A 25596-nucleotide genomic window follows, 5' to 3' on the forward strand; every position below is an offset into this window, starting at 1 on the left:
GCCTTAACTGATAATCATCTTTTCCAGCCGCTGCAGGTACTGCGCATCGACTGTTGCGCCAAGGCCCGGCTGGTCGGGCAGCGTTACCCCGCCGGTGCTGTCGTAGCGGATGCCGCCTGCTACAGGGTCTTCCACAAACATCAGCGGCGTATCGAAGTCGAAGTAGACGATGTTGTCGCTGGCCAGGGCCAGGTGGGCTGAAGCCGTAAAGCCCAAACGCGATTCCAGGAAACCTCCTACCTGCAGTTGCAGTCCTGCCTGCTCTGCCACTTCGATAATTTTAAGGGCTTTGAAAATACCCGACGATTTACCGAGCTTGATGTTGATGTAGTCGCAGGCAGCCAGGTCGGTGAGGCGTTTGGCGTCGTGGTGGTCGCAGCAGGATTCGTCGGCCATGATGGGGATGGGGCTTTGCTGCCGCACTTCCGGCAGCGCCATAAAATTCCAGCGGGGAATAGGTTCTTCGCAGTACTGGATCTGGTAAGGCGCCAGGGCCTTTAATGTTTCGATGGCTTCGGCTTTGCTCCAGCCCTGGTTGGCATCTATCCGGATAGGTATGGTTTCCCCGACCGCTTCCCGGATAAGCCGGATCCGCTCCACATCTTTTGCTGCTTCGCCCAGTTTTACTTTGATCAACCGGAAGCCACGGTTCTTTATAGCCAGTGCATCGGCTGCCATTTTCTGCGGATCGCCAATGCTGACGGTGTAGTCGGTGGTAATTTTTTTATTGTTCGAACCTCCCAAAAAAGCAAACAGCGGCAGGTTGGCCTGTTGCGCCGCAATGTCGTACAGGGCCATGTCGAAAGCACTTTTGATGCTGGCGTTGCCGTAAATGACCGCATCCATGGCCCGGGAACATGCCTCCATGTCCAGCGGGTTTTTGTCTTTCAGCACGTTGGCCAGGTACTTCGCCACCACAAAGCAGGTGTCCATGCTTTCGCCGTTTATAGCCATAAAGGGGCTGCACTCCCCAAAACCGGTAATTCCCTCGTTCGTCCGGATAACCACCACTACATTTCCAGCACAGGTATGCGGGCCTAAAGCCGTTACGAAGGGCGCTTTCAGTTTAATAGGCGATTTGTAGACTTCGATCTGCGTAATTTTCATCGGATTCATCCGCTAGAGTTCCCGTTTTACATGATGTTACGCATAGGGTAGAAAAGGTATGGCAGTGTTGCCTTATTTTGGTTAGTTGTTGGGAGGCGTGAAAAGAATGAGTAGGTTTACTTGTTGCGTTCAGTAGCAGCAGCACAGTTCTGCGATAAATAGGCGGCCGTGAATTCTCTTCCACTGTTTACCAGTTTCTCTTTTTGTGCAGCTGACAAACGTTTTATCCTGGGGGTGATGCCTACGGAAGAGATGGAGATGGTCCGGGACCAGTCGGCCTCCGTTAAGGTGTTGCGGTTCAGGTTTTCGAGCACGAAGATGTAAAAGGCAGCGATGTAGTCGTTGAAACTGTTTATTTCCAGCGGTACCAGTTCCCGTGAGCTGGCATCATTCTGTATCTGCACATCAGTATCTATCCGGACGCCGATTGTTTGCGGGTTTGGTATCCTGTGCTGTAGGCTGGCTGCATCTGTTTCGGTCCTGTCGAACAGGAAGATGGGAAAATTGCCGATGATGCCGCCATCCACCACGATGTCAAGTTCTTTTGTTTTATCTGGTTTTTTGTAAACCGCCCCGGTACTGTCGATAAACACAGCCTGAAAGTACAACGGTATCGACATGGAAACCCGGACGGCATCTTTTATTTTCATGTGCGGATAGTTCTCTCTGGAGAACACGAGGAGCTGCTGTCGGTTTAAGCAGGTTGCCGTTACATACAGGTCTTTGTAGCCTTTCTGGCTAAGTTGTTCAAATGTAATATCCGCATTTCCGGTTTTCTGCTCAATTAACGCTCCCAGCCATTCGGTAAATTTTTCGCCCCGGTACCAGCCGTACACTTTATTCATGCGCACCAGGCCACCGACAAACATAAAGCGGCCATCGTTAAACCTGCTGAACTGCGTGGAAGAAATAATTTCAGCTATTTCTTCGGATGTGTACCCTAGCGAAACCATCAGTGCCGTAATTGCTCCTGCCGAGGTTCCTCCAACTTTCTGCACATCCTTCAGCTTATCGTGCTTCTCGAGTTCTTCGATTACGCCCGCATAGGCAAGCCCACGGATGCCGGCACCTTCAAACACCAGGTTCTGAAACGCGCAGGTCTGGGAAAAGCCCGGCAGCGACAGGAAAAGTAAAATGAGTGCTGTTGTTACGAACCTTTTCATGGGCTTCTACCGGGACGAATGTTTAGTAAATTATTTATTGTTTTTACGGTCTGTGTAAAAAAAACTATCCTGGCACTGGTAAAAGTGGCAGGATAGTTTTTAGAGTTCGTTTGCGGGAGCCTTTCCAGTAAAACAGCACGAAAGTAATGCAGCTTCAGCCACCACACCCGCTGCACAGCATTATCTGTTGTAGGCGTCGATAGCGGACCGGAGGTGTTTTGGTTTGGAAAGCGATATCAGGTAGCTAGTCCAGAGGCTGGCGCCGCCAATTCCTAAACCTATCAGTGGAACTGTCATGTTTGGAGTGGCGTGCACTTCGTTGTTTTGGGGTTCGCCACTGTTTGCGAAGCTAATTATACCGCCAAGTATAGCTGCTCCACCCACAACATATAAAATTGTTTGTGTATTTGTGTTTGATTTATATTTATTTAGATGAGCCAGACTCTCCGGGTTTTCACCTAAATCAACGCTCAGGTTTTTGTAATCTGCTTTTTTTAGCTCACCAAACCCAATGTTGTAATAATTTTTGATGTTCCTGGACGATCCGCCACCGGTATACATTCCGGTTCCGGGACTGAAATGACCAGGGGAATAATTGACAGTTTCTAATTCGTATAAGTTAATTTTTCCTTTCCTGATCCTTTCTGAAAATGTTGTCCCGCCAGTAAAGTTTAAGTTACTGGTATTTGCAAAAAAACCTTTTTCGTTTTGATAAAACTTTACTAACTCACCTTTTACTTTTCTGGCGTCTACAATTAAGTGCGCTCCGCCTAAAAGTGGCGTTTTATAATCAATAGTTCTGGCATAAATTACAGAATCGGAATACAGGTAAATAAAATTTCTGGTTTCATCTACCTGTCCGAATGCAACAGGATGAAGAGCGATGAACCCCAATAACAGCAGTAAAATTTTTTTCATGTGCGTAAATTTTTAATTGTGAAATAATAAAGCTTTAAATATGATCTTCTGTTAATAAAATACCAGGGAATCGTGATTTATCCCATCAACTCTTCCGAAACACTATACCATGCCCGTAGCGGATGCATACGCTCGCTCTGCTGAAGAGAAATACAACCGGCAAGCTTAAAAATTTAAGCTCTACATTTTACTAAAAGCAAAATTTGCCGGATACCTGGCCATCACCTACGTATGCGTCGGAGTGGCAGGAAAATTTATACTATTGAGCTGAATTGTAGTGTTACCAGATTGATGGAGGTATTGCTGTTGCCAGGTTAAAACAACTGGCGGCAAACCGGGAGCAATATAGTAGAATATTTCAAAAAAATAATGAACCAGGTAATTTATAAGCTTCTGCTTGTATGAAAAAGTTTGCTGAAATTAATGCGCCACTTCCTTGGGGTAGCACACATAGTATTTCTCCACCTTATGTCCCAGCGCCCGGATATTCGGCAGGTCAGAGGCATCGGCTACGTCCACCATATAACCCGCCTTGGTAAGCACATCAATCGACTGGCCCTCGGCCTGGTAGGCGTTGTTGCTGATCTTGCCTGAAATCATGAGGTACTTTACCTCTTCGGGGCTCACTTTAAAATGCTCCTGTACCAGTTCGCTGATGCCCAGCAGAAATTCACTGTCGATGGGTTTGGCGGAGATGATAACCTTGAAGAGCCGGCGGTTCAGGATACTGGTGGCCAGGAACGAGAGAATACGGTCAGAGTGCGACGCCCATTGCTTGATGCCGCTCCACACATCGTGGTCGTCGAGGGAGGCGAAGCGTTCCAGGATGCTGTGATCGGCCTCGAAATCCTGCAGGGTGAGGTTGGAGGCCAGGAAAAAGCGGAGGCAGGGGCTGGCGGGAACGTCGTGGCCCTGCTGCAGCAACTGGCGCGCGCGCTGTACCGTGCGCAGCACCATGTTCTCGGCGCTGATTACGGTTTTGTGCAGGTACACCTGCCAGTACATCAGCCGCCGCGACACCAGGAAATTTTCGATGCTGTAAATTGCCTTTTCTTCCACTACCAGTTTGTCGTTTGCCACGTCGAGCATTTTGATGATACGGTCGGCCCCAATTTTACCCTCGTACACGCCGGTGTAAAAGCTGTCGCGGTTCAGGTAGTCGAGGCGGTCCATGTCGAGCTGGCTCGTTACCAGCTGGTGAAAGAAGTTGCGGTGGTAGGTACCGGTAAAAATCTGCATGGCCAGTTCCAGCCTGCCGCCAAAAGCCTCGTTGAGCAGCTGCATAATGTGCAGCGAGAGGTGCTCGTGGTGTACATTGCTGAAGATGGCTGTTTCCAGGGCATGCGAAAAAGGACCGTGCCCGATGTCGTGCAGCAGGATGGCAATCAGCGATGCTTCGTACTCTTTATCGTTTATTTCATTATTTTTACTTCGGAGGGTGCTCAGGGCGGTTTCCATGAGGTGCATGGCGCCCAGCGCATGATGAAAACGTGTGTGCAGCGCTCCCGGGTACACCATTTCCGTAAGCCCCAGCTGCTTTATGCGGCGCAGGCGCTGGAAGTAAGGGTGCTCAATAATGTCGAACAGCAGGTCGGTAGGTACGGTAATAAAACCATAGACCGGGTCGTTAAATATTTTTTTCTTGTTCAAACGGAGTTGTGTTTAAAGGCTTAAGCGTATAAGCAGCGGGTGTTGCCTACCCGTTAATTTTGTTTTTAGAAATTTCTGTGGAATCCTTTAATCTGTTAAATCTGTGGTTCAGACAAAAAACTAAAAAAGCATCTGCCAGTATACACTAAGTTACCTGCTTATTTACGTAAGTTATAATAACAGTAAAAATTACGCAAAACCAATATAAAACTATGCAAAGATACAGTATTTTATGGGCCGATGATGAAATAGACCTGCTCAAGCCCCATATCCTTTTCCTTACCGAGCGAGGCTACGATATCACGCCCGTAAACAGTGGTGCCGATGCCATCGAGAAGATACAGGAGTCGGCTTTCGATGTGGTGTTCCTCGACGAAAACATGCCCGGCATCAGCGGCCTGGAAACGCTGACTGAGATAAAGGCCATTCGTCCGGCTATTCCGGTTATCATGATCACCAAGAGCGAAGAAGAGCATATCATGGAGGAGGCCATTGGCGCTAAGATAACCGATTACCTCATCAAGCCGCTCAACCCTAACCAGATTTTGCTTTCGGTTAAAAAAGTGCTCGAGAACAAACGGCTGGTGTCGGAGCGCACCAACATGAGCTACCAGCGCGACTTCCGGTCGCTGGGCATGGCCTTTGGCGAGCGCCTGAGTCCGCAGGAGTGGGCCGATATTTACAAGAAGCTGGTGTACTGGGAGCTCGAAATAGACGAGACCGAAAACAAAAGCATGGCCGACGTAATCAACATGCAGAAGGACGAGGCCAATTCCAATTTCTCCAAGTTCATCATGGAGAACTACGAAGACTGGATAAACAAAGACGCAGAGGATGCGCCGCTCATGTCGCACCAGGTGTTTAAGGAGCGGGTGTTCCCGATGATGAAGGAATCGGAAAAGCCCGTTTATTTCCTGCTGATCGACAACCTGCGCTACGATCAGTGGAAGGTGCTGGAGCCGCTCATCCTGGAATACTTTACCGTTGATTCGGAGGAGATGTATTATTCCATACTGCCCACCACCACTGCCTATGCTCGTAATGCCATTTTCTCGGGCATGCTGCCTACCGAAATCATCAAGCGCTACCCCAACCTGTGGGTGGGCGACGACGAGGAAGAAGGCAAAAACCTGCACGAACCGGAGTTCCTGGACATACAATGCCAGCAGAACCGTATTACCGACAAGCACAGCTACCACAAAATAACAAACACCGCCGCCGGTAAAGACCTGCTGGCCAAGTTCAACAACCTGGATAACAACAAGCTGAACGTGATCGTCTACAATTTCGTGGACATGCTTTCTCATGCCCGCACCGACAGCAACATGGTACGTGAACTAGCGCCCGACGAATCGGCGTACCGCTCCATCACCCGGTCCTGGTTTCTGCACTCGCCGCTGTTTGAAACCCTGAAGCTTATTTCGGAACGCAAGGCGCGCCTGATCATCACCACCGACCACGGCACCATACGGGTGAAACGGCCGTTCAAAATTATCGGCGACCGCAACACCAATACCAATCTGCGCTACAAACACGGTAAAAACCTGGGCTACACCGATAAAGATGTGTTTACAGTGCGGAAACCTGAACGATTTTTCTTGCCAAAAGCCAATGTTTCTACTACGTTTGTATTTGCAATAGAAGATTACTTTTTTGCGTACCCAAACAACTATAATTACTACGTGAATTATTATAAAGACACTTTTCAGCATGGAGGCATTTCGCTGGAAGAAGTTATAATTCCGTTGGTAACACTTACGCCGAAAAATGCATAATTCCGTAGTAGAAAAAGCAAGAGTGGAAATGAAGTCGCTGGCAGATTTGCCGGCGGCAGCGGCGATGCTGGCAGAAGAGGCAAAGCAGGAGCCGTTCATCCTGTTCGACGGGCCCATGGGGGCCGGCAAAACCACGTTGATCAAGGAGTTGTGCCGCCAACTGGGCGTGGAGGGAAACGTGAGCAGCCCTACCTTTGCTTTGGTAAACGAGTATGAAACTACAGCCGGCAAGGTTATTTACCATTTTGATTTTTACAGGATCAAAGACGAGCAGGAAGCGCTCGGCATAGGTGCCCTGGAATATTTCGATTCGGGGGAGCTGTGCCTGGTAGAGTGGCCGTCGCTTATCCCGAATCTGTTGCCCGAGCATTACCTGCTCGTATCGTTACAGCCCGACACCGCTGGTGCGTCGCGTATCATGACCATTAAGAAAGTATAATATGACGGAGAGATTGGCCGCGAATTTGGGAAAAATAGCTTCGAGTGCCGCACTTTATCCAAAGGAATCGATGCTGGCGGTAGAGGAGAGGCGCCGCAGCCTTTTTATTGGGCTTCCCAAAGAGTCTTCGTTTCAGGAAAACAGGATAGGGCTGACACCGGACGCCGTAAAGCAGCTTACCGAGCAGGGGCATCGAATCGTGATTGAGGCAGGGGCTGGGGGGCCTTCCAAATACTCCGACCATGAATATTCGGAGGCCGGCGCCCAGATCGTGTATTCGCCGGAGGAGGTGTACGAGGCAAACATTATCCTCAAAATTGCCCCGCCTACCTACGGCGAAATTGAATACCTTAAGCCCAACCAGACCCTCATTTCCGCCCTGGCCTTTGGTCACCTGACGTCAGATTATATCAACGCCCTGCTGCGGAAGAAAATAAATGCCATTTCGTTTGAGCTGATACGGGACAAGTCGGAATCAAAACCGGTGGTGCGTGCCATGAGCGAGATAGCCGGTAGCACGGTTATGTTGATTGCCGCCGAATACCTGAGCAGCAGCAAAGAGGGCAAAGGTGTGGTGTTGGGAGGCATTACAGGAGTTCCGCCATCCAAAGTAGTTATCCTGGGTGCAGGTACCGTGGCAGAACATGCGGCCCGTGCAGCCCTGGGATTGGGAGCCGAGGTCAAGGTTTTCGACAATCAAATCTACAAGCTACGCCGCCTCAAGCAGAACATTGGCACCCAGCTGTTCACCTCCACCCTCGACAAAGCCGTGTTGTACTCCGAAATAAAACAGGCGGATGTGGTGATAGGTGCTCTCGTGGCAGAGGAAGGCCGCATTGCCTGTATGGTAGAAGAGAATATTGTGTCGCAGATGGCGCCTGGCTCTGTCATTGTAGATGTGTGCATCGACCAGGGCGGCTGCTTCGAAACGTCTGAAGTAACATCACATAGCCGCCCCGTTTACCGTAAGTACGATATCATTCATTACTGCGTACCCAACATTCCATCGCGCGTTCCACGCACTGCCTCCAATGCCCTCAGCAACATCTTTACCCCCATTTTCACCGAAATCTCAAAGTACGGCGGCGTAAACGAAGTGCTCTTCATGAACGAGCACTACCGCAGCGGCGTGTACATCTACAAAGGCAGCCTCACTAATGCCCCTATCGCCAAGCGGTTTGGCATGCGGTATAAAGAGCTGGGGCTGATGATTGCTGTGCGAAATTAGCAGGTGGTCGGTCTTTTACATTTTGTATAGAACCCGCTTCGGCGGGTTTTTTGCTTTCAGGGGAGGAGTAGTGGGTGTGGTGGTGGGAGGAGTTCATTTCTCATAAGCCGTTGAAGTGGGAATGCACAATTTATCTTGTTGATGTAGGGCTTACTATGTTTTCTTTATTCATCTTCAATACAAAGAGAATCACTGGAAGAACAGTGATAAAGTTACCCTACTACCGCAGGGCCGTTTCTTACAACTACACCAGGCGCGAACGTCTTCGTTTGTGTCTACTACTCGCGGCCGCTGGCCGGTGTAAACTAATCTTCAGTCAATTTAGAGCAAATAGCAAAAAGGATCTTCCATTACGAATCTGCTTTTAGCAGATGTTTCTGCAGCTAGCCCACAAGATCCGTTCGGGATGACAGGAGGGAGAAATATTTATATGGAAGCAAATAAATACTATGTGGTATTACTGCGGCAGAGGCCGCGAGTGGTAAACACGAAGGGACACCCGCGCTATAAATTTTAAACTGAAACGCCCCAGCCTTCTACCGGACGCACGAACGCAACATTCGCACAATATCAGGAGATAAAAATAAGCTTTCATCTGCGGTTGCAAAAGGTGGAGAAAATAATTTATAACTTTTTTTAGTACAGTTAATTAAGTAGTTTATCCTTCCTGTTCAATCACCATCTGGGTATTGTTGTTTAAAGCGATTCTCTAAATTCTCTATTATCAAGTTTCTTTTCCAAAAATAGTAAAGCTTTTTCCCAAAATGGTACTTTAAAACTTTAAAATTATAATTAAAATAGTTTAATTATTGTTATTTGGGCCTTTGCAAGTTTGGTATTCAGTTTGTGAATCTGGTGGAGTTTGCTAAGATCACTGTCTAAACAGTGGCTGCTACAATACTCTGAGTTAATCAATACCCCTAATATCTGTTAGTAAAATTCGCATAATCAGAATATAGAAATAGGATTTTATAAAAATATATTTTTTTAGTTGTATTATAAAAATCTTGATTCTACTTTAGTGCAATAAAATGACAATATATTATAATAAACTAAATCCAGCTTTATGACATACAGATACGCCACCCTTTTTAAGTGTGTTAATATTATTGTGGATTACATGCTGTTGAACCTGGTACTATACGTTGCTTTTGTTGTAGAGAACCCGCATCTTTTATGGTCTAACGTTCCAGACTTCTATAAGATCAACTTTCTGCTACTGAATCTGCTGTGGTATTACTGCACAACGTTAGCAAGACTCTATGAAGATGTATTAAGAAAGGAAGCTGTACCAGTTCTAAAAACTATGCTGGCTTCGCTGGCTACCTTTTTCTTGCTGCCTGCGCTGCTCACCGGTTTACTGCCAGGGCTGAGCCTGTCTGATGACTTTCTTCGTATTGCGCTGTCTCTTTTTTCTTTTGCCATCCTCCTCTGGAAAGTGTCGTTTCTGTCGTTGCGGAAAATAAGGAGAAAGTTCTGGATCGAATATCAAAAGATAGTAATTGTAGGAGCAAACCAGATCGGGCAGAACCTGTACAGGCACATTGTCGAAAATCCGCAGTTGGGATATAATGTAGCCGGCTTTTTTGAAGACGAGCCTGTTTCTGAACAGGGGCAGGAGCAAGCTATATTGGGAAAGGTGGATGATTGTATCAGCTACGCCAAAAAGAACAACGTTACAGAGGTGTATTGTGCGCTGCAGAGCAGCCAGCTGGAGCAGATCAAAAGGCTGATGCTCGAGGCTGATAAGCACATGATACGCTTCAGGCTGGTGCCGGATCTAACAGCCTTGTATGATAGAAACGTGATGCTGGAGGTGTACGGCGATATGCCGGTATTATCTCCCCGCCAGGAGCCACTGGAGAACAAGGCAAATGAAATTGTGAAACGCGGGTTCGATATAGCTTTCTCCTTCATTGTGGTGGTTTTTTTGTTGAGTTGGTTTATACCACTGATGGCTATCATCATTAAACTGGATTCAAAAGGGCCTGTTTTCTTTAAACAATTACGGTCGGGTAAAAATAACAGGCCTTTCTATTGTCTTAAGTTCAGGAGTATGACAGTTAATGCCGACTCCGATAGCAAGCAAGCTTGTAAAGGAGATGCACGCATCACACGTGTGGGAGCTTTTATGCGCAAAACCAGTATCGACGAACTTCCTCAGTTTTTTAATGTGTTGTTAGGCGATATGTCAGTTGTTGGACCACGTCCGCACATGATCAAGCACACCGAAGACTATTCGCTTCTTATCAATAAGTTTATGGTTCGCCATTTCTTAACACCAGGTATTACCGGCTGGGCACAGGTATCCGGATACCGTGGTGAAACAAAAGACACCAGGCAAATGGAGAAACGGGTGGAGGCAGATCTCTGGTACCTGGAAAACTGGAACCTGCTCCTGGATCTGAAGATAATTTTCCTAACGGTGTGGAATGCCATTCGTGGTGACGAAAAAGCTTATTAAAGCTTCTCTTTATAAGGAACTTGTTCTTTAAAAGAAGAGCAGAAGTAAGATAATCTAACCCTAAAATAATGCCAGATAGTATTTACACTGTTCCGCAAACCAATTCCCCTTTTGTCATCCCGTAGGTTGAAAATCCCGGACTTGATTCGGGGGATCTTGTGGGCGAACTGCACGTAGGTCGGCTAAATGTAATTTCAGAGATGGAAGGCACTGTATATTATCCGGTATAACTTAGAAATATCATAAGCTGGTTTGCTTAAAGTGTAGGATGCGAATCTTGTTATGATCGGCTAAAGATAAGTTAAGAATTTTTTAATATTTTTTTAATAAAAAAAATAAGTTAAGGTGTTTGTTAATAAGGAAATGCGGTTTACTTTTGATTTTATAAATAATTATATAAAAAATATAATTACCAAGTAGTTCAAGCAGTATCAAATTTTATTCCTGTTGAAATTACTGTTTTCCTGACATAATGCCGGTACCCCTAAAAGTTTATTAAAAATCAATCCACTTTGGCTCTTATAATTCAAAAACCTAAACCCTTTATCTAATAAATTTTATGAATGTTAAACTTTTACTAAAACAAAAAGCAAGAGGATACTTTGCTTTTAGGGGGCTAATGCTCGTTATGGCCTTCATGCTGCTGGCCGCAGTAGGAGCGCAGGCGCAGAAAATTTATGCACCAACTTTTACAGGGAATTCCTTTTGTGCTAATTCGCAGTTGGAGATTGCTTTTAGGCTTGAACACACAAATGGTAATTCTGCTGATCATTTTAAGGCAACAACAGAATATTACGTTCAAATTTCAAATACTGGAACGGGAGGTTGGACAACTCTAGGATCAAATTTTACTTCTGCATCATATCCTCTTTCAGCAAACAGAGAAACTGCGACCATTTTTTATACAGTTACTCTTCCAGAAGGTTCTGGTACCAGATATTTAAGAGTGGGTTCAATTGGCCCTACTGTTACTAGTCCATCAAGTTCAGACTTTACACTTACAGCTCCAGTAACACCAAGTGTTAGTATTGCCATTACACAAGGTACAAATCCTACCTGCTCCGGTAGTAACGTTACTTTTACAGCTACACCAACCAATGGGGGCACGTCTCCTTCTTATCAGTGGAAGAAGAATGGCAGTAATGTTGGTACAAACAGCGCAACTTATGTTGCAACAGGATTGGCTAACAATGATGCTATTACCTGTGTAATGACATCTAATGCACCATGTGCTACTACTACGACAGCCACTAGCAGCCCTATTAATATTACAGTGAGCCCATCTTCAGTTGCTGGAACGATAAGTGGTATTTCTCCTGTATGCTCAGGTGCTAGTGGAAGTTTATCTTTATCAGGTTCGACCGGAGGTGTGGTAAGGTGGGAGTCATCCACGAACGGCACTGCCTGGACTCAAATAGCTAATACAACAACAACGTTAGCATACACTAACATAACAGCTACTACTTATTACAGAGCGGTAGTGAAAAGCGGTGCGTGTCCTGAAGTTACATCTAACCCCTTTACGCTTACAGTAAATCCTACTCCAACTGCGACAACAGCATCAAATCAATCCATTACCTACGGTGAAAACGCTTCCTTCACAACTACAGCAACAAACGCTGCCGGTTATCAGTGGCAGGTAAAAACAAGCTCTGCCAGTTCATGGAATCCAGTAACTAATGGAGGTGTTTATGCTGGTGCATCAACGGCAACCCTTAGCTTAACAAAGCCTGCTGTTTCTATGAGCGGTTATGAGTACCGTGTTGTAGTTACAGGAGCAGGTACCTGCACTACTACAAGTGGTGTTGCTACGTTGAGCGTAGCTGAAGCAACTGTTACCACCTGGAACGGTTCGGTTTCTACTGCCTGGGAAAACGAGGACAACTGGAGCGCCGGTGTGCCTAGCGCGACCAAGCAAGCCGTGATAAATGCAGGTGCGCCTGTTGTCTCTTCTCCAACTGCAGCCAAAGGCGTAACAATAGGAGCGGAAGCTGCTTTAACAGTAAATGCGGAGCTGGAACTTACCGGCGACCTGATCAACAATGGAACCCTGAATGCAAATGAAACGGTTATCTTCCACGGTACGGGTGCCATAGGCGGTGCCAGCCTTTCTTCTTTCCAGAAGCTGACGGTGGCAAACTTGGCTACGCTGACGCTGAATAGCCCTGTTTCTGTTGCCGGAACCCTTACCCTTAACGGCGACCTGCACTCTGACGGAAAGCTTACGCTGCTCTCCGATGGCACTGGTACAGCCAGTGTAGTAGGCGACAATAATATTATCGGTGATGTGACGGGCAATGTAACGGTAGAGCGTTACATTAACCCAAGCATCAACAATGGCCTGGGCTACCGCCACTATGCTTCGCCGGTGAGCGGGGCAACGGTAGCAGGACTTGCCACTACCGGCTTTACACCTGTGGTAAACCCTGTTTATAACACAGCTGTTAACACGGCTGCGCTTAACCCATTCCCGAACGTGTTCGGCTATAACGAGGGCAGGCTCACCGGTACCGGTTACACCAGCAACTTCGACTACGGCTGGTTCTCGCCAGAGACCACTGCTGATGTACTGGAAGTGGGCAGAGGCTATACCGTTAACATTGCAGCTTCTGAAAAAGTAAGCTTTACCGGCACGCTCAACAACAAAAAAGTTGAGGTAACGCTGAGCAAAGGCACAGCAGAAGAATCCGGCTGGCACTTGTTAGGTAATCCGTACGCCTCGAGCATCGAGTGGGACGCTCTTTATGAGGCACAACCTGATATGCTGGGCGGAGAGCCTGGAGAGAAAGCTGTTGAGGCTGCAATCTACGTGAGCCGCTCTACCGGCGAGTATGAAGGTGGCTATATCAGCAATGTTAATGATATTGGTAACCGGGAGGCACTTACGATTGCTGCGATGCAAGGCTTCTTTGTGCGTGCGACGGCTAATAATGTCAAATTCACCTTCACCAATGCTGCCCGCAGCAGCAACAGCGCCTCCTTCTTCCGTGTCACAGCCGATCAGCGTCCGCAGCTGCAGCTCAACCTCAAAGACAGCAAAGGAATGGCAGATGAGGCTTACGTGTACTTCCAGCAGGGAGCCACTACAGCCGTAAATGGCCGGTTTGATGCCTATAAGCTTCAGACCTACTCCGAGAGCAGGCCGACACTGTTTGCCAACCTGGGCAAAGACGCCATGGCTATTAAAGGCCTTCCGCTCAACAATGCTGCCCAGTCGCTTCCGCTGGAGTTCTACGTGCCAAAGGCCGGCAGCTATACCTTCTCGGTAGCCAAACTGGTAAACTTCCCGGCAGGGGCGCAGGTGCATTTGTACGATAAAGTGACCAAGCAGAGCCATGCACTGAGCCAGGACAAGGAGATCACCCTGAGCCTGAACCCATCGACTGATCCGCACCGATTCGTGCTGAATTTCTCGGCCGTGGCAGGCAGCCCGCTGAGCGTAGGGCAGTTAGCAGCCGCCGGGGTAGAGGCGACGGTTTATCCAAACCCGAGCAAGGGCGATATCCACCTGTCTGTTACCGGTCTTGAAGCCAGAGCAGAAGCCGTAGACGTGGTGCTTTACAACATGCTGGGCCAGCCGGTGCTGGAGCGCCGCTTCAGCACTGCCGAAGTACAGGCAGGCGTTCGTCTGGAAGCAGCCGGATTGGCCGGAGGCGTTTACCACCTGCAACTAGTAGCCGGCGGTAAGAAGCTGACGAAAAAGGTAGTGCTGGACAAATAAGACCAATGGGAGCGCTTGCAGTAGCAGGTGCTTCCGGGTTAAGTAAAAGAGATTGTAAAAGATAAAATTACGAGTCATGAAAAAGATAAAGATATTGATACTGCGTCCCGTTCTGGTAGTAGGGCTATTGCTGGCCTTTTCCGCCACAGGAGCCCTTGCCCAGGGTGGCAGGCCAGGCAACCTGGGGCCAAGTCGCGCAGGCAGGACCGGTGTTCCGATTGACGGCGGTGCGGGTCTGCTGCTGGCAGCGGGTGCTGCCTACGGACTGAAGAAGGTGCATGAGATGCGCAAAGGCAGAAAGCAGGAGCCAGAGGCATAACATTCAGGCGCTCATAAGATAGCATGGGCCTCCGGAACAGAAGTTTCGGAGGCTCTTTGCTTATATGGTGGAGGTAGTGGGAGATCCGATCAGAGTTCCAGGAAATATTTTATTAGAATAGTAATTGTTTGCTTCCAAATAAATATTGCTCGCTCCTGTTATCCTGAAAACTGAAAATCCCGAGCTCGTTTTGGGGAAACTTGTGAATAGCTGCAGAAACATCTGCTAAATTCTGAACTGTAAAAAGAATTTTTTTACTGGTTGATATTAAATAATTTTGATAAAAAACTGTACCATAAGGCAATGAATGAGATTACAAAAAGGGTAGCCTGAGAAGCAGAACTAGAATCAAAAAGGTTATATGTGAAAAAAAGAATAAATTTTTTTGTTTTTAAAATTAGGAAACTATATTTGTATTAATATATTCTTATTATAGAATTCGGATTAGCCTGTTCCTTTTTTAATATTATCTATAATAAAGATTGTAGTCTGCAAATGGGAAGTATTCGCAGACCGCCAATATCAAGAATATATAAAGCCTTTTGCCTGTAATCTGCTTTCAATTTTATACTGTTCTGTACAAAACAATAGTAAATCATTTTTCAACATAATGTCATCATTCATGAATGAACAATCTACTACTGCAAAGAAAGCAACACGGCTAAAGCATGCCCTGCTTATAGCTGTTCTGGGAATTTCCTGCACACAACCCTTATTCGCACTAAATGTAGACGGTAATGACGAAGATGCCTTTGTCTCTGCCGCCGCCACTACCTCTACCACCACCTGGAAAGGCACCAGTTCTACTATGTGGGAGAATGCGGGCAACTGGACTGACGGTGTGCCTAATGCCAACAAGCAAGCCGTGATAAATTCAGGCACACCTGTTATCACCAGTGCCGTTACAGCCAAAGGCGTAACAATAGCAGCAGGAGCTACATTAACTGTATATGCACAGCTGAGCCTTACCGGCGACCTGATCAACAACGGCACCCTGAATGCAATTGAAACAGTTGTTTTCCACGGTACGGCTGCCATAGGCGGCACCAGTTCTACTGCTTTTCAGACGCTGACGGTGGCAAATGGCGCTACGCTGACGCTGAATAGCCCTGTTTCCGTTGCAAAGACGCTTACCCTTGTAGGCAACCTGAACTCTGACGGAAAGCTTAGGCTGCTCTCTGATGGCACTGCCACAGCCAATGTAGTAGGTAACAATTACCAGATCGGTAATGTGACAGGCAACGTAACGGTAGAGCGTTACATCAACCCAATCCTCAACAGTGGCCTGGGCTACCGCCACTATGCTTCGCCGGTAAGCGGGGCTAAGGTATCAGGACTTGCCACTACCGGTTTTACACCTGTGGTAAACCCTGCTTATAACACAGCTGTTAACACGGCTACGCTTACCCCTTTCCCGAACGTGTTCGGCTATAACGAGAGCAGGCTTACCGGTACCGGTTACACCAGCGACTTTGACTACGGCTGGTTCTCGCCTGCGACCACTGATGATGTTCTGCAAGTAGGCAGAGGCTATACCGTGAACATTGCAGCTTCTGAAAAAGTAAGCTTTACCGGCACGCTCAACAATGGCAACATTGATGTAGAACTGAGTAAAGGCGCAGCAGAACAAGCAGGCTGGCACCTGCTGGGCAACCCGTACGCCTCAAGTATCGAGTGGGATGCCCTTTATGCGGCGCAACCTTTGCTTGGCGGAGCGAAAAGTGTTGAGGCTGCAATCTACGTGAGCCGCTCTACCGGTGAGTATGAAGGCGACTATATCAGCTTTGTAAATGGTATTGGCAACGCAAGTGTTAATACCATTGCTGCGATGCAGGCCTTCTTTGTACGTGCGACGGCACCTGTTACCTTTACCTTTACCAATGCAGCCCGCAGCAGCAACAGCGCCCACTTCTTCCGTACCACAGCCGATGTGCGTCCGCAACTGCAGCTCAACCTCAAAGACAGCCAGGGGCTGGCGGATGAGGCTTACATATACTTCCAGCAGGAAGCCACCACAGCTGTAAACGGTGAGTTTGATGCCTACAAAGTGCAGACTTACTCTGAGCGCAAGCCAATGCTGTTTGCCAAACTGGGTAAAGATGCTATGGCTATCAAAGGCCTTCCGCTCAACAATGTCGCTCAGTCGCTCCCACTGGAGTTCTACGTGCCCAAAGCCGGCAGCTATACCTTCTCGGTAGCCAAACTGGTAAACTTCCCGGCAGGGGCACAAGTGCAGTTGTACGACAAAGAGACCAAGCAGAGCCATGCACTGAGCCAGGACAAGGAGATCACCCTGAGCCTGAGCCCATCGACTGATCCGCACCGCTTCGTGCTGAATTTCTCGGCCGTGGCAGGCAGCCCGCTGAGCGTAGGGCAGTTAACGGCCGCCGGGGTAGAGGCGATGGTTTATCCAAACCCGAGCAAGGGCGACATCCACCTGTTGCTTTCTGGTCTTGAAGCCAGAACGGAAGCCGTAGAGGTGGTGCTCTACAACATGCTGGGCCAGCCGGTGCTGGAGCGCCGCTTCAGCGCTGCCGAAGCACAGGCAGGCGTTCGCCTGGAAGCAGCCGGATTGGCCGGAGGCGTTTACCACCTGCAAGTAGTGGCCGGCGGTAAGAAGCTGACGAAAAAGGTAGTGCTGGACAAATAAGACCAAAGGGAGCGCCTGCAGTAGCAGGTGCTTCCGGGTTAAGTAAAAGAGATTGTAAAAGATAAAAGTACGAGTCATGAAAAAGATAAAGATATTGATACTGCGTCCCGTTCTGGTAGTGGGGCTATTGCTGGCCTTTTCCGCCACAGGAGCCCTTGCCCAGGGCGGCAGGCCAGGCAACCTGGGGCCAAGTCGCGCAGGCAGGACCGGTGTTCCGATTGACGGCGGTGCGGGTCTGCTGCTGGCAGCGGGTGCTGCCTACGGACTGAAGAAGGTGCATGAGATGCGCAAAGGCAAAAAGCAGGAGCCAGAGGCATAACATTCAGGCGCTCATAAGATAGCATGGGCCTCCGGAACAGAAGTTTCGGAGGCTCTTTATTTTTATGGTAGAGGTAGTGGGAGATTATGTCAGAAAAAAGCAGTTAAAACAAATAGCAAAAAGAATCTTCTATTACGATTTGGCTTTTAGCAGATGTTTGTGCAGCTATCCCACAAGATCCCTCCGGTATGACAGGAGGGAGAAATATTTATGTGGAAGCGAATAAATACTATCTGGTATTAATACATAATGTCGCTTTAATTCAATTCTATACTGAACTGCCGAATAAAGTCAAAATTTAATGCTTTTCTAATAGTTTAATAAAATGTTTGCAAAGTAATATATGTATAGTAGTTTTGTTGTAGAACTATTTTTTTAATAACTATAACAAAATGTTAGTTGTTCTTTGATGGCTATAAGGATAAAAAATTTTTATAGTATTGAAAATTAATATACTATATGAAAAAGTTAAAGCTATTCCTGACTCGTTCGATACTACTGATGGTAATACTATTTCTTGTTGCTACCACTGGCTCCATGGCCAATAATTCGGCAAACCGAGGAGGTGCAAATAACGGAAATCACGGTAGCAACAATAATGGAGAACAGGGATACGCACCAAGTCCGGGTAATCCTAATCATCCTGGAAAACATGGCAAACCGGGTGCCGGGGTTCCCATCGATGGAGGTGCAAGCGCACTTTTATTAGCAGGAGCCGCTTATGGCTTGAAGAAAATTAGGGATCAGCGGAAGAAGTAGATAGGAGCAGGAGTAGAGCAAGCAACATAACAGAAAAGCGCCCGAAAATGTTTTCTTTGCAGCGCTTTCTGTATCTGTGACGATTTATAATAAACAGTGTGCCTAGTGTTCTTGCATATTATAGACAGCGACATTACTTATCGGAAATACAAAATGAAGAAATCCCTTAAAAAAATACTTTAACTGTATCATCCGGAACGATTAAGTTGTATTCTCTGAACAATGAATTCCGAGAAGTTGTGTCGTCATCTATATTTACCGTGATATTAAAAAAAAATAATTTTATAACACTTTCAATCACAAGTCTATTTTTAAAAATTATCAAGCACTGAATACAAACAGAGCTATTTAGTTACAGCAACTTTATGAGAATTTGATACAAGGTAAAGGGCAGGTATGAGTAGAATAATAGGCATGGGGGATAAAATAATCGCTTTAATTCTAAAAGAGACTAAATGCAAGGGCTCAAGATTTAATATCACACCGGAAATTTTAAATAGCAGGAAGAGAACTGTGATGCCACAATAAAGACCAATCGCAATCTTTGTTGTTGCTCTTCGGAAAAAGTAAAAGTGAATGACAAAAAGGCTCAATAGAGAATAGAGTAAGCCATAACTCATTACTACAAGTCCACTGCTGCCTGTGGTGATACCACCTACTCGCGCCCCATCTAACATGTTGTTAGATACGCCAAGAGACGCAAAGACGAATTTATAAATACTCTCTAATTTCTGCATAAAAACCCTTTCCCAGAAGCCTGTGATCAACCATGCTAAAAAGAACACTGAAAAAAAGACCCATCTGCCTACCTTAGGCTGTCTGTTGTTGAGGTGCTGTAGTAACTGCATAATTATTTAAAGATGAGTATTTTTTTACCCACAGCATCCATAAACCAAAAATAAAGGCGTAGACAATAATGGTAAAAGTGTACTTATGGTTAAACTCAAGTGTTTCATAACTGTAAAAGGCATTTAGGGCTAGACCTGCTATGCGAAGTATGTTAAGAAAGTTAATAAGAAAAATCCCGATAGGTATAAAAATAAGCTTTTTTAAAACCGGGCCTGGAAAGGCAATAATGAAGCCTGCAAATAAAGCCATTAATTCCATGCCATTACAGGGAGTATCAACATGTACAAGATTATAACCATCGATTATTAGGTTAGATTTATTTGCTTCTGCTGCATAGCCAGTTATGCGCAAAAAAACTGCACTAGTTTCAGCTAATTTAACTGTAAGCCAGGTGTCGAAATTGCTTAGCCAAAAGCCATATAAAATGAACCAGGCGAGGTACATTCCCAGAGCTGAAACTATAAACCAAACTACTTTTTTATTTTCTTTCATAAAAAATAAAGATTTATTTCTGCTTATTCCTAAAGTATAAGGCTTTTACTCAATATTAAATAGCGATGACCACAGATAACAGAGGATAACTTTCTGTGAAAATATTTTAGGGCATCTGTCAGGTGCTTTAATTACGCACTAAATTAGAGATAATTAAAAATAAAAAAAATATTATAGAATTAAATAATGATTAAATTTAGCTTATTTTCGTTTCTTTAACTTATTAAGTTTCAATCATGTTTTATAGGTGTAATAATAGGAGGTGTAGTAATATGTTTTTCGAAATACAAGTTCCGTTTTTAGTATATTGAATTTTTCGGATGTTAAAGATAAAACTCAGAGATGAAGGCGGCCGGAACATAGATAGCTTAAAGGAAATATAGTATTAATTAAAAAAATCATGTATTCTCTTATGGTTTTTTAAATTTATAAACAGAATGGTGGTTGAGGCATGAAAACCTACTTTTTGAAAAAATATATTAAATATTGAAAATAATACAAGGATTATAATTGGATGAGAATAATAAAGTTATTAATATTGAGGTGAGGATAAAATGAATATAGTTCTAAGTAATAGGAGTTTATTTAAAATATGTTTTTTGGAGCTATTTCACGGATTATGCATTCGTTATTAAGTTATTTGGGTATATTTTATATTTAGATGATGAAAGTCTTTTGTCATTTTAGCCATATGTGGTGCGCTATAAAACTCTTCAGCGTAACTCCTCAGGTTATTAAATTTAAATTCCATAAAAAACAGCTAAGGTAAAATAAAGCAATTCATTAGCTATCTCATACTGTTCATGAAAATAAATATACTTTATCTGCTAAGCATGTTGCTAACTTTTGCATCTTGCTCTCACCGTAACCTTGCGTATTTCAGCGATCTGGAGGAGCAGGCAATGTATCAAGAGAAAATAGTTAATGAAATTGAGCCTAAAATACAACCTTACGACCTTCTTAGTATTACTGTCACCAGTTTAAACCCGGAAGCAAGCGCTCTTTTTAATACAGGTACAATCTCCACGGTAAGTAGCATTACAAATTTCAGCACAACCAATAGTAGTATTGGCGCTGTGGCCAGAGAGGGATATCTGGTTGACCAGGAAGGGAATATTAAGTTTCCTGTTTTAGGGAAGGTGAAAGTAGCAGGCCTGACCAAAACACAGGTTACAGATAAATTAGAGAAACTGGTGCAGGAGCATCTAAAGGAACCAATCATTAATGTTCGCTACCTTAATTATAAGATTACTGTAGTGGGTGAGGTAAACAGGCCTGCTACATTTACGACGCCCTCGGAACGTATCAACATTATTGAAGCCTTAGGAATGGCCGGGGATATGACGCCGTACGGGAAAAGAGAGAATGTATTGGTCATTCGCGAAGAGGAAGGGGTTCGTAAAATGGCGCGCCTGAACCTTAATAATAAAGAAATACTAAACTCACCTTACTTTTATTTACAGCAAAACGATGTGGTGTATGTAGAGCCGGACCGGATGCGGCAAGTACAGGCTAGTACTAATACCAGGACCCTCTCCATTATTGCTTCCGTAACATCGTTACTTATAGTTATTGCAACAAGAATATTTTAGCGTAGAAGGATGACAGAGAAAGATTTTTTCCAGTTTCAGGCAGAAGAGTCAGAGCAAATCGATCTGAAGGCTGTGTTGATAAAGTACTTGCGTTTCTGGTATTTGTTTTTAATTGGTGTGGTGCTGGCTTTAGGAGTAGCTTTCCTGTATCTGCGCTACTATGCTGTGCCTCAATATGACATTTACAGCAAAATACTTATTCGGGATGATAAAAAAGGAACGGATCTTTTGGCTGGTAGTGCTTTCAGCGACCTGGAGATTTTTAATTCATCTAAAAATGTAGATAATGAGATTGAGGTATTAAATGCCGTAAGCTTAATGCAGCGGGTATTAAATGAACTGGATCTTCATGTTACGTACTATAAAAAGGGGCGCGTTCATGATGTGGAAATTTACGGAGATCAATTACCTTTAAAAGTGATCGTGAAGCAACTGGAGAATGCTGCCTTAGGCAAATCCATAGTGCTTCATATAAAGGACAACAATAGTTTTGTGCTGGAAGAGCAGAAAGACAAAGAGGTTGAGAGATCAGTACATAAGTTTGGGCAGGAGATTAAGAAGCCTTACGGCGTATTCACCGTTGTAGCAGCCTCCGGCTCTTTAGCTGATTATGATGCGCAGCGTGTTGTTGTTGAATTCAATGACCTGGAGCAGCTTGCCAATGATTATACTTATAAGCTTGAAATAGCGCCGGCAAATAAAAATTCAAGTGTACTATATCTTAATTTAAAGGATCCTGTACCGCAGAAGGGAATGGATATCATCAATAAACTTGTAGAAGTTTATAACCAAGAAGCCGTTGAAGATAAAAACGTAACAGCTTCGAGCACCATTAACTTTATTGACGAGCGCCTGCAGTTCCTGACAGAAGAGTTATCTAGTGTTGAAAAGGGTGTAGAAGAATTTAAACGTGCAAACGAACTGACCGACGTCAGCTCAGATGCGCAAGTGTATGTGCAGCGGGCTAGTGAGTACAACAAACAACTGGCAGAGTATGAGATACAGCTCGATGTACTTAATTCAATAGAAAAGTATCTTAAAGATGCTGGGCAAAAATACCAGCTGGTACCCAGCTCGCTTAGTATACAGGATCCTACTTTACTTGGGCTGATTTCCAAATTCAATGAATTACAACTGGAGCGGGAGCGTATGTTGCGTACCACGCAGGCCTCAAACATGTTGGTTCGGAATATTAATGACCAGTTGGCAAACCTGAAGGTAAATATTATTGAGAACCTGCAGAATATCAGAAAGGGACTTGTAATTACCCGAAATAATCTCAAAGCCAGCACAGCACGCTTCGAGACTAAAATCCAGATGGTGCCTGCCATTGAACGGGAGCTGCTGGAAATTCAGCGGCAGCAAGGCATAAAACAAGGGCTGTACCTGTACCTGTTGCAAAAACGTGAAGAAGCTGGTGTGGCGCTGGCTGCGGCAGTAGCAAATTGCCGCGTGTTAGATCCTGCTATGGCAGAAGGGCCGGTAGAACCTAAGCTAATTATGGTTTATATTTTAGCAATCCTACTAGGGGTGGGTGTTCCTTTTGCTGGGATTTATACCAGGGATTTGCTAGATGATAAAGTGCAGGTGCTGAAAGATGTGGAGCAGGCAACAAATACTCCAGTTTTAGGAGAAATATCCCATATTAAAACCAAAGAATCGCTTATTGTAAATAAAAGCCGCAGGGACCCTGTAGTAGAATTATTCAACATGATTCGGGCTAACCTGCAGTTTGCAACAGTTGGCAAAGAAAACAAAGTAATCATGGTGTCTTCGAGTATGGGCGGAGAAGGGAAAACCTTTTTCAGTATAAATCTTGCTGCCAGTATGGTGGTAACAGGAAAAAGGGCGATCGTAGTGGATCTTGATCTCCGCAAACCAATGATCATGGCAAATTTGAATCTGCCAAATGACGTTGGAGTTACAAGCTACATAATTTCAGATAAGGTATCAGTAGCTGATATGATCACACCTGTAGAGGCTGTGCCTGGGATATTTGCTTTAGGTTCCGGACCTATTCCTCCTAATCCTGTAGAGCTGTTATCTAGTGCAAAAGTAGGTTTGCTGCTAGATGAGCTTAAGGAAATATTCGATTATGTAATTATTGATACGCCTCCTGTTGGATTGGTAGCTGATGCATTTGCGCTAGCACCATATACGGATTCAAGCATTTACCTGGTTCGGTATAGCTATACTTATAAATCACAACTAAGAATAGTTGAAGATATATACAAAAATAAAAAGCTGCAATCGCCTGTTATCGTTTTAAATGATGCCAAGAAGAGAAATGGCTATGGTTATGGCTATGGCTATCAAAATTATTCAAATGATAAAAAAAGTATAAAGGTATCTGTTTAAAATCAATTATATTTTTAAGTCGAAAGCCTAATGATATATGCGTTAAGTACTAAGATTAGTGCTCTTTTAAAAAGTGATAATCAACGATCTGAAAAAATTATAAAAAATATTATTTTTTCTTTTGGAGTTAAAGGAGGTACTATTTTGATTGGGTTATTGCTTGTTCCTATGACCATAAATTACATTAGTCCTCTGCAATATGGTGTTTGGTTAACAATCAGTTCAATAATTAACTGGATGAGTTTTTTTGATGTAGGGATGGGTAATGGGTTGCGAAATAAACTAACCGAATCGTTGGCATTGCATGAGTATGAAGAAGCAAGAAAATATGTTAGCACAACTTATGCTATTCTACTAATTCTATCTGCCTTATTGTTCATCCTTTTTTGGTTGATAATTCCTTTTGTCAACTGGTACGAATTATTAAATCTTGATCCTGCTGTTTCAAAAAACATACAGCTTATTATACTTATAATGTTAGGTTCATTTTGTATTAAGTTTGTTGTTCAAACTGTCAATATTGTATTGTCAGCATGTCAAGAACCGGCTAAAGCTTCAGTCATTTCGTTTTTTGGACAGTTAGGACTACTGATAACTGTTTTTATTCTAAAAGATAATCTTCCTGGAAGCTTACTTAATTTGGCGCTAGCACTATCAATAGTACCTATTCTTGTAATGATAGTCGCTAGTTTGTTGTATTATAAAACTGAATTTAAACATGTAGCACCATCTATAAATATGGTTGATTTTAAATATGCGGGAAGCATATTCAATACCGGTGTAGCTTTCTTTATCGTCCAAATAGGTGCAATGATTCTGTTTCAGACAGATAATATTATTATTACTCAAGTGTTAGGGCCAGAAGCTGTTACAGAATTTAATATTGTTCATAAGTTATTTTCAATAATTATTATGGTATTTACTATAATAGTGACACCCTACTGGAGTGCATATACTGATGCTTATGTGAAAAAAGATTTCAATTGGATCAAAAAGAACATTTTATTGATGAGAAAGTTTTGGTTTTTGTTTTCAATATTTGCAATTCTTATATGTTTCTTTGCTCAACCTATTTATAAACTATGGATAGGGACTTCTATTACAATAAACAATTCCTTATCTCTTGCTACAATGGTTTATGTTATAGTTTACATTTGGCAAACATTACATGTTTTTTTATTGAATGGCTTAAATAAGATACGTCTACAACTAATATTAGTAGTATTTAGTGCGATAGTAAACATACCATTAGCTATTTATCTTGCTAAGATATATGGACTTGCTGGAATAATTTCTGCAAATACTATTGTTTTTGTTGTAATGGGAGCTGTTTTTTACATTCAAGCTAATAAAATAATCAATCAAAAGGCAGCTGGAATCTGGAATAAATAAAGAAGAAATTTATAAATATTAATGGTTTATAAATATTGTTATAATGAAAAGAGTATCCTTGATGTAAGAATATGAGTTTAAAAATAATAATAAGAAGTTTTGTTTTCGCTCGCTTTGGGATACTTAAAGTAATATTGGGAGCTGTTATAAGGGGAGCTCGAGATGTTGAAAACAAAATAAGATTCCCATATGCTAATCTATTTAATGACCATTGGGTTAGGCCAGGTGAGAATGAAGAGCCGAAGTTTGCTGATGTAGTTGAAGGTGCCTGTTATTGGTAAATTATTGAACAATGGCAACTATTTAGGTAATTTAAGGTGTTGAAAATCAATTGCTTGTAATGATTCAAAAAGACTATGTTTGGTTGAAAAATAAGTGTCATTTTATATTTATAATTTTAA

19 protein-coding genes are annotated in these 25596 nt (G+C 44.2%); 13 read left to right on the forward strand and 6 right to left on the reverse strand.

Features of this window, described 5'->3' with window-relative positions:
* Positions 1 to 3 precede the first annotated feature (3 nt).
* From DCW36_RS04185 to DCW36_RS04200, 4 genes are all read right to left on the reverse strand, one after another.
* A complete protein-coding gene (locus tag DCW36_RS04185; RefSeq protein WP_114783157.1) occupies positions 4 to 1116 on the reverse strand; it encodes a mandelate racemase/muconate lactonizing enzyme family protein in 1113 nt (370 codons plus the stop codon).
* A gap of 107 nt (positions 1117 to 1223) precedes the next feature.
* Positions 1224 to 2270, reverse strand: coding sequence for a patatin-like phospholipase family protein (locus tag DCW36_RS04190; protein ID WP_114783158.1), 1047 nt, complete (start codon positions 2268 to 2270; stop codon positions 1224 to 1226).
* Between the two features lie 180 nt (positions 2271 to 2450).
* Positions 2451 to 3188, reverse strand: a complete 738-nt coding sequence (locus DCW36_RS04195; protein ID WP_114783159.1) for a hypothetical protein — start codon at positions 3186 to 3188, stop codon at positions 2451 to 2453.
* Positions 3189 to 3608: 420 nt separating this feature from the next.
* On the reverse strand, positions 3609 to 4838 hold the full coding sequence (locus DCW36_RS04200) for an HD domain-containing protein (RefSeq protein WP_114783160.1): 1230 nt from the start codon (positions 4836 to 4838) through the stop codon (positions 3609 to 3611).
* A 212-nt stretch (positions 4839 to 5050) separates the two neighbouring features.
* On the opposite strand from DCW36_RS04200, the gene porX reads away from it, so the two are divergent.
* The 9 genes from porX (at position 5051) to DCW36_RS04245 (ending at position 18512) form a co-directional block, all read left to right on the forward strand.
* Positions 5051 to 6613, forward strand: coding sequence for a T9SS response regulator signal transducer PorX (gene porX, locus DCW36_RS04205; protein ID WP_114783161.1), 1563 nt, complete (start codon positions 5051 to 5053; stop codon positions 6611 to 6613).
* Positions 6606 to 7052, forward strand: coding sequence for a tRNA (adenosine(37)-N6)-threonylcarbamoyltransferase complex ATPase subunit type 1 TsaE (gene tsaE, locus DCW36_RS04210; protein ID WP_240676044.1), 447 nt, complete (start codon positions 6606 to 6608; stop codon positions 7050 to 7052). Before porX ends, tsaE begins: the two co-directional genes overlap by 8 nt.
* 1 nt (position 7053) lies before the next feature.
* The gene (locus DCW36_RS04215; protein ID WP_170312502.1) at positions 7054 to 8280 is read left to right on the forward strand and encodes an alanine dehydrogenase; all 1227 of its coding nucleotides are present in this window, start codon (positions 7054 to 7056) and stop codon (positions 8278 to 8280) included.
* Between the two features lie 1120 nt (positions 8281 to 9400).
* Positions 9401 to 10744 (forward strand): undecaprenyl-phosphate glucose phosphotransferase, encoded by a 1344-nt coding sequence (locus DCW36_RS04220; protein WP_240676045.1) that lies wholly within the window; start codon positions 9401 to 9403, stop codon positions 10742 to 10744.
* Positions 10745 to 12485: 1741 nt separating this feature from the next.
* Complete coding sequence (locus tag DCW36_RS22465) at positions 12486 to 14465, forward strand: T9SS type A sorting domain-containing protein (RefSeq protein WP_164891023.1); 1980 nt, start codon at positions 12486 to 12488, stop codon at positions 14463 to 14465.
* A gap of 76 nt (positions 14466 to 14541) precedes the next feature.
* Positions 14542 to 14784 carry a PID-CTERM protein-sorting domain-containing protein gene (locus DCW36_RS04230; protein ID WP_164891024.1) on the forward strand — a complete coding sequence of 81 codons (243 nt, stop codon included), beginning with the start codon at positions 14542 to 14544 and terminating at the stop codon, positions 14782 to 14784.
* A gap of 622 nt (positions 14785 to 15406) precedes the next feature.
* Positions 15407 to 17434 carry a T9SS type A sorting domain-containing protein gene (locus tag DCW36_RS04235; protein ID WP_164891025.1) on the forward strand — a complete coding sequence of 676 codons (2028 nt, stop codon included), beginning with the start codon at positions 15407 to 15409 and terminating at the stop codon, positions 17432 to 17434.
* A 76-nt stretch (positions 17435 to 17510) separates the two neighbouring features.
* Positions 17511 to 17753, forward strand: a complete 243-nt coding sequence (locus DCW36_RS04240; RefSeq protein WP_164891026.1) for a PID-CTERM protein-sorting domain-containing protein — start codon at positions 17511 to 17513, stop codon at positions 17751 to 17753.
* Positions 17754 to 18212: 459 nt separating this feature from the next.
* The gene (locus DCW36_RS04245) at positions 18213 to 18512 is read left to right on the forward strand and encodes a PID-CTERM protein-sorting domain-containing protein (RefSeq protein ID WP_125185454.1); all 300 of its coding nucleotides are present in this window, start codon (positions 18213 to 18215) and stop codon (positions 18510 to 18512) included.
* Between the two features lie 344 nt (positions 18513 to 18856).
* Here DCW36_RS04245 and DCW36_RS04250 read toward each other — a convergent pair whose 3' ends face one another.
* Positions 18857 to 19360, reverse strand: coding sequence for an XrtX-associated membrane protein (locus DCW36_RS04250; RefSeq protein ID WP_128396940.1), 504 nt, complete (start codon positions 19358 to 19360; stop codon positions 18857 to 18859).
* Positions 19323 to 19853, reverse strand: coding sequence for an exosortase X (gene xrtX / locus DCW36_RS04255; protein WP_114783166.1), 531 nt, complete (start codon positions 19851 to 19853; stop codon positions 19323 to 19325). Before xrtX ends, DCW36_RS04250 begins: the two co-directional genes overlap by 38 nt.
* Positions 19854 to 20656: 803 nt before the next feature.
* Between xrtX and DCW36_RS04260 the strand changes: the two genes are divergently transcribed.
* The 4 genes from DCW36_RS04260 (at position 20657) to DCW36_RS04275 (ending at position 25476) form a co-directional block, all read left to right on the forward strand.
* Positions 20657 to 21445 carry a polysaccharide biosynthesis/export family protein gene (locus DCW36_RS04260; RefSeq protein WP_114783167.1) on the forward strand — a complete coding sequence of 263 codons (789 nt, stop codon included), beginning with the start codon at positions 20657 to 20659 and terminating at the stop codon, positions 21443 to 21445.
* Positions 21446 to 21454: 9 nt separating this feature from the next.
* A complete protein-coding gene (locus tag DCW36_RS04265; RefSeq protein ID WP_114783168.1) occupies positions 21455 to 23803 on the forward strand; it encodes a GumC family protein in 2349 nt (782 codons plus the stop codon).
* A gap of 30 nt (positions 23804 to 23833) precedes the next feature.
* A complete protein-coding gene (locus DCW36_RS04270; RefSeq protein ID WP_114783169.1) occupies positions 23834 to 25195 on the forward strand; it encodes a lipopolysaccharide biosynthesis protein in 1362 nt (453 codons plus the stop codon).
* Positions 25196 to 25266: 71 nt separating this feature from the next.
* On the forward strand, positions 25267 to 25476 hold the full coding sequence (locus tag DCW36_RS04275) for a hypothetical protein (RefSeq protein ID WP_125185456.1): 210 nt from the start codon (positions 25267 to 25269) through the stop codon (positions 25474 to 25476).
* Positions 25477 to 25596 lie beyond the last annotated feature (120 nt).

The sequence above is a fragment of the Botryobacter ruber genome (genome assembly GCF_003347595.2).
Classification (GTDB): domain Bacteria; phylum Bacteroidota; class Bacteroidia; order Cytophagales; family Hymenobacteraceae; genus Pontibacter; species Pontibacter ruber_A.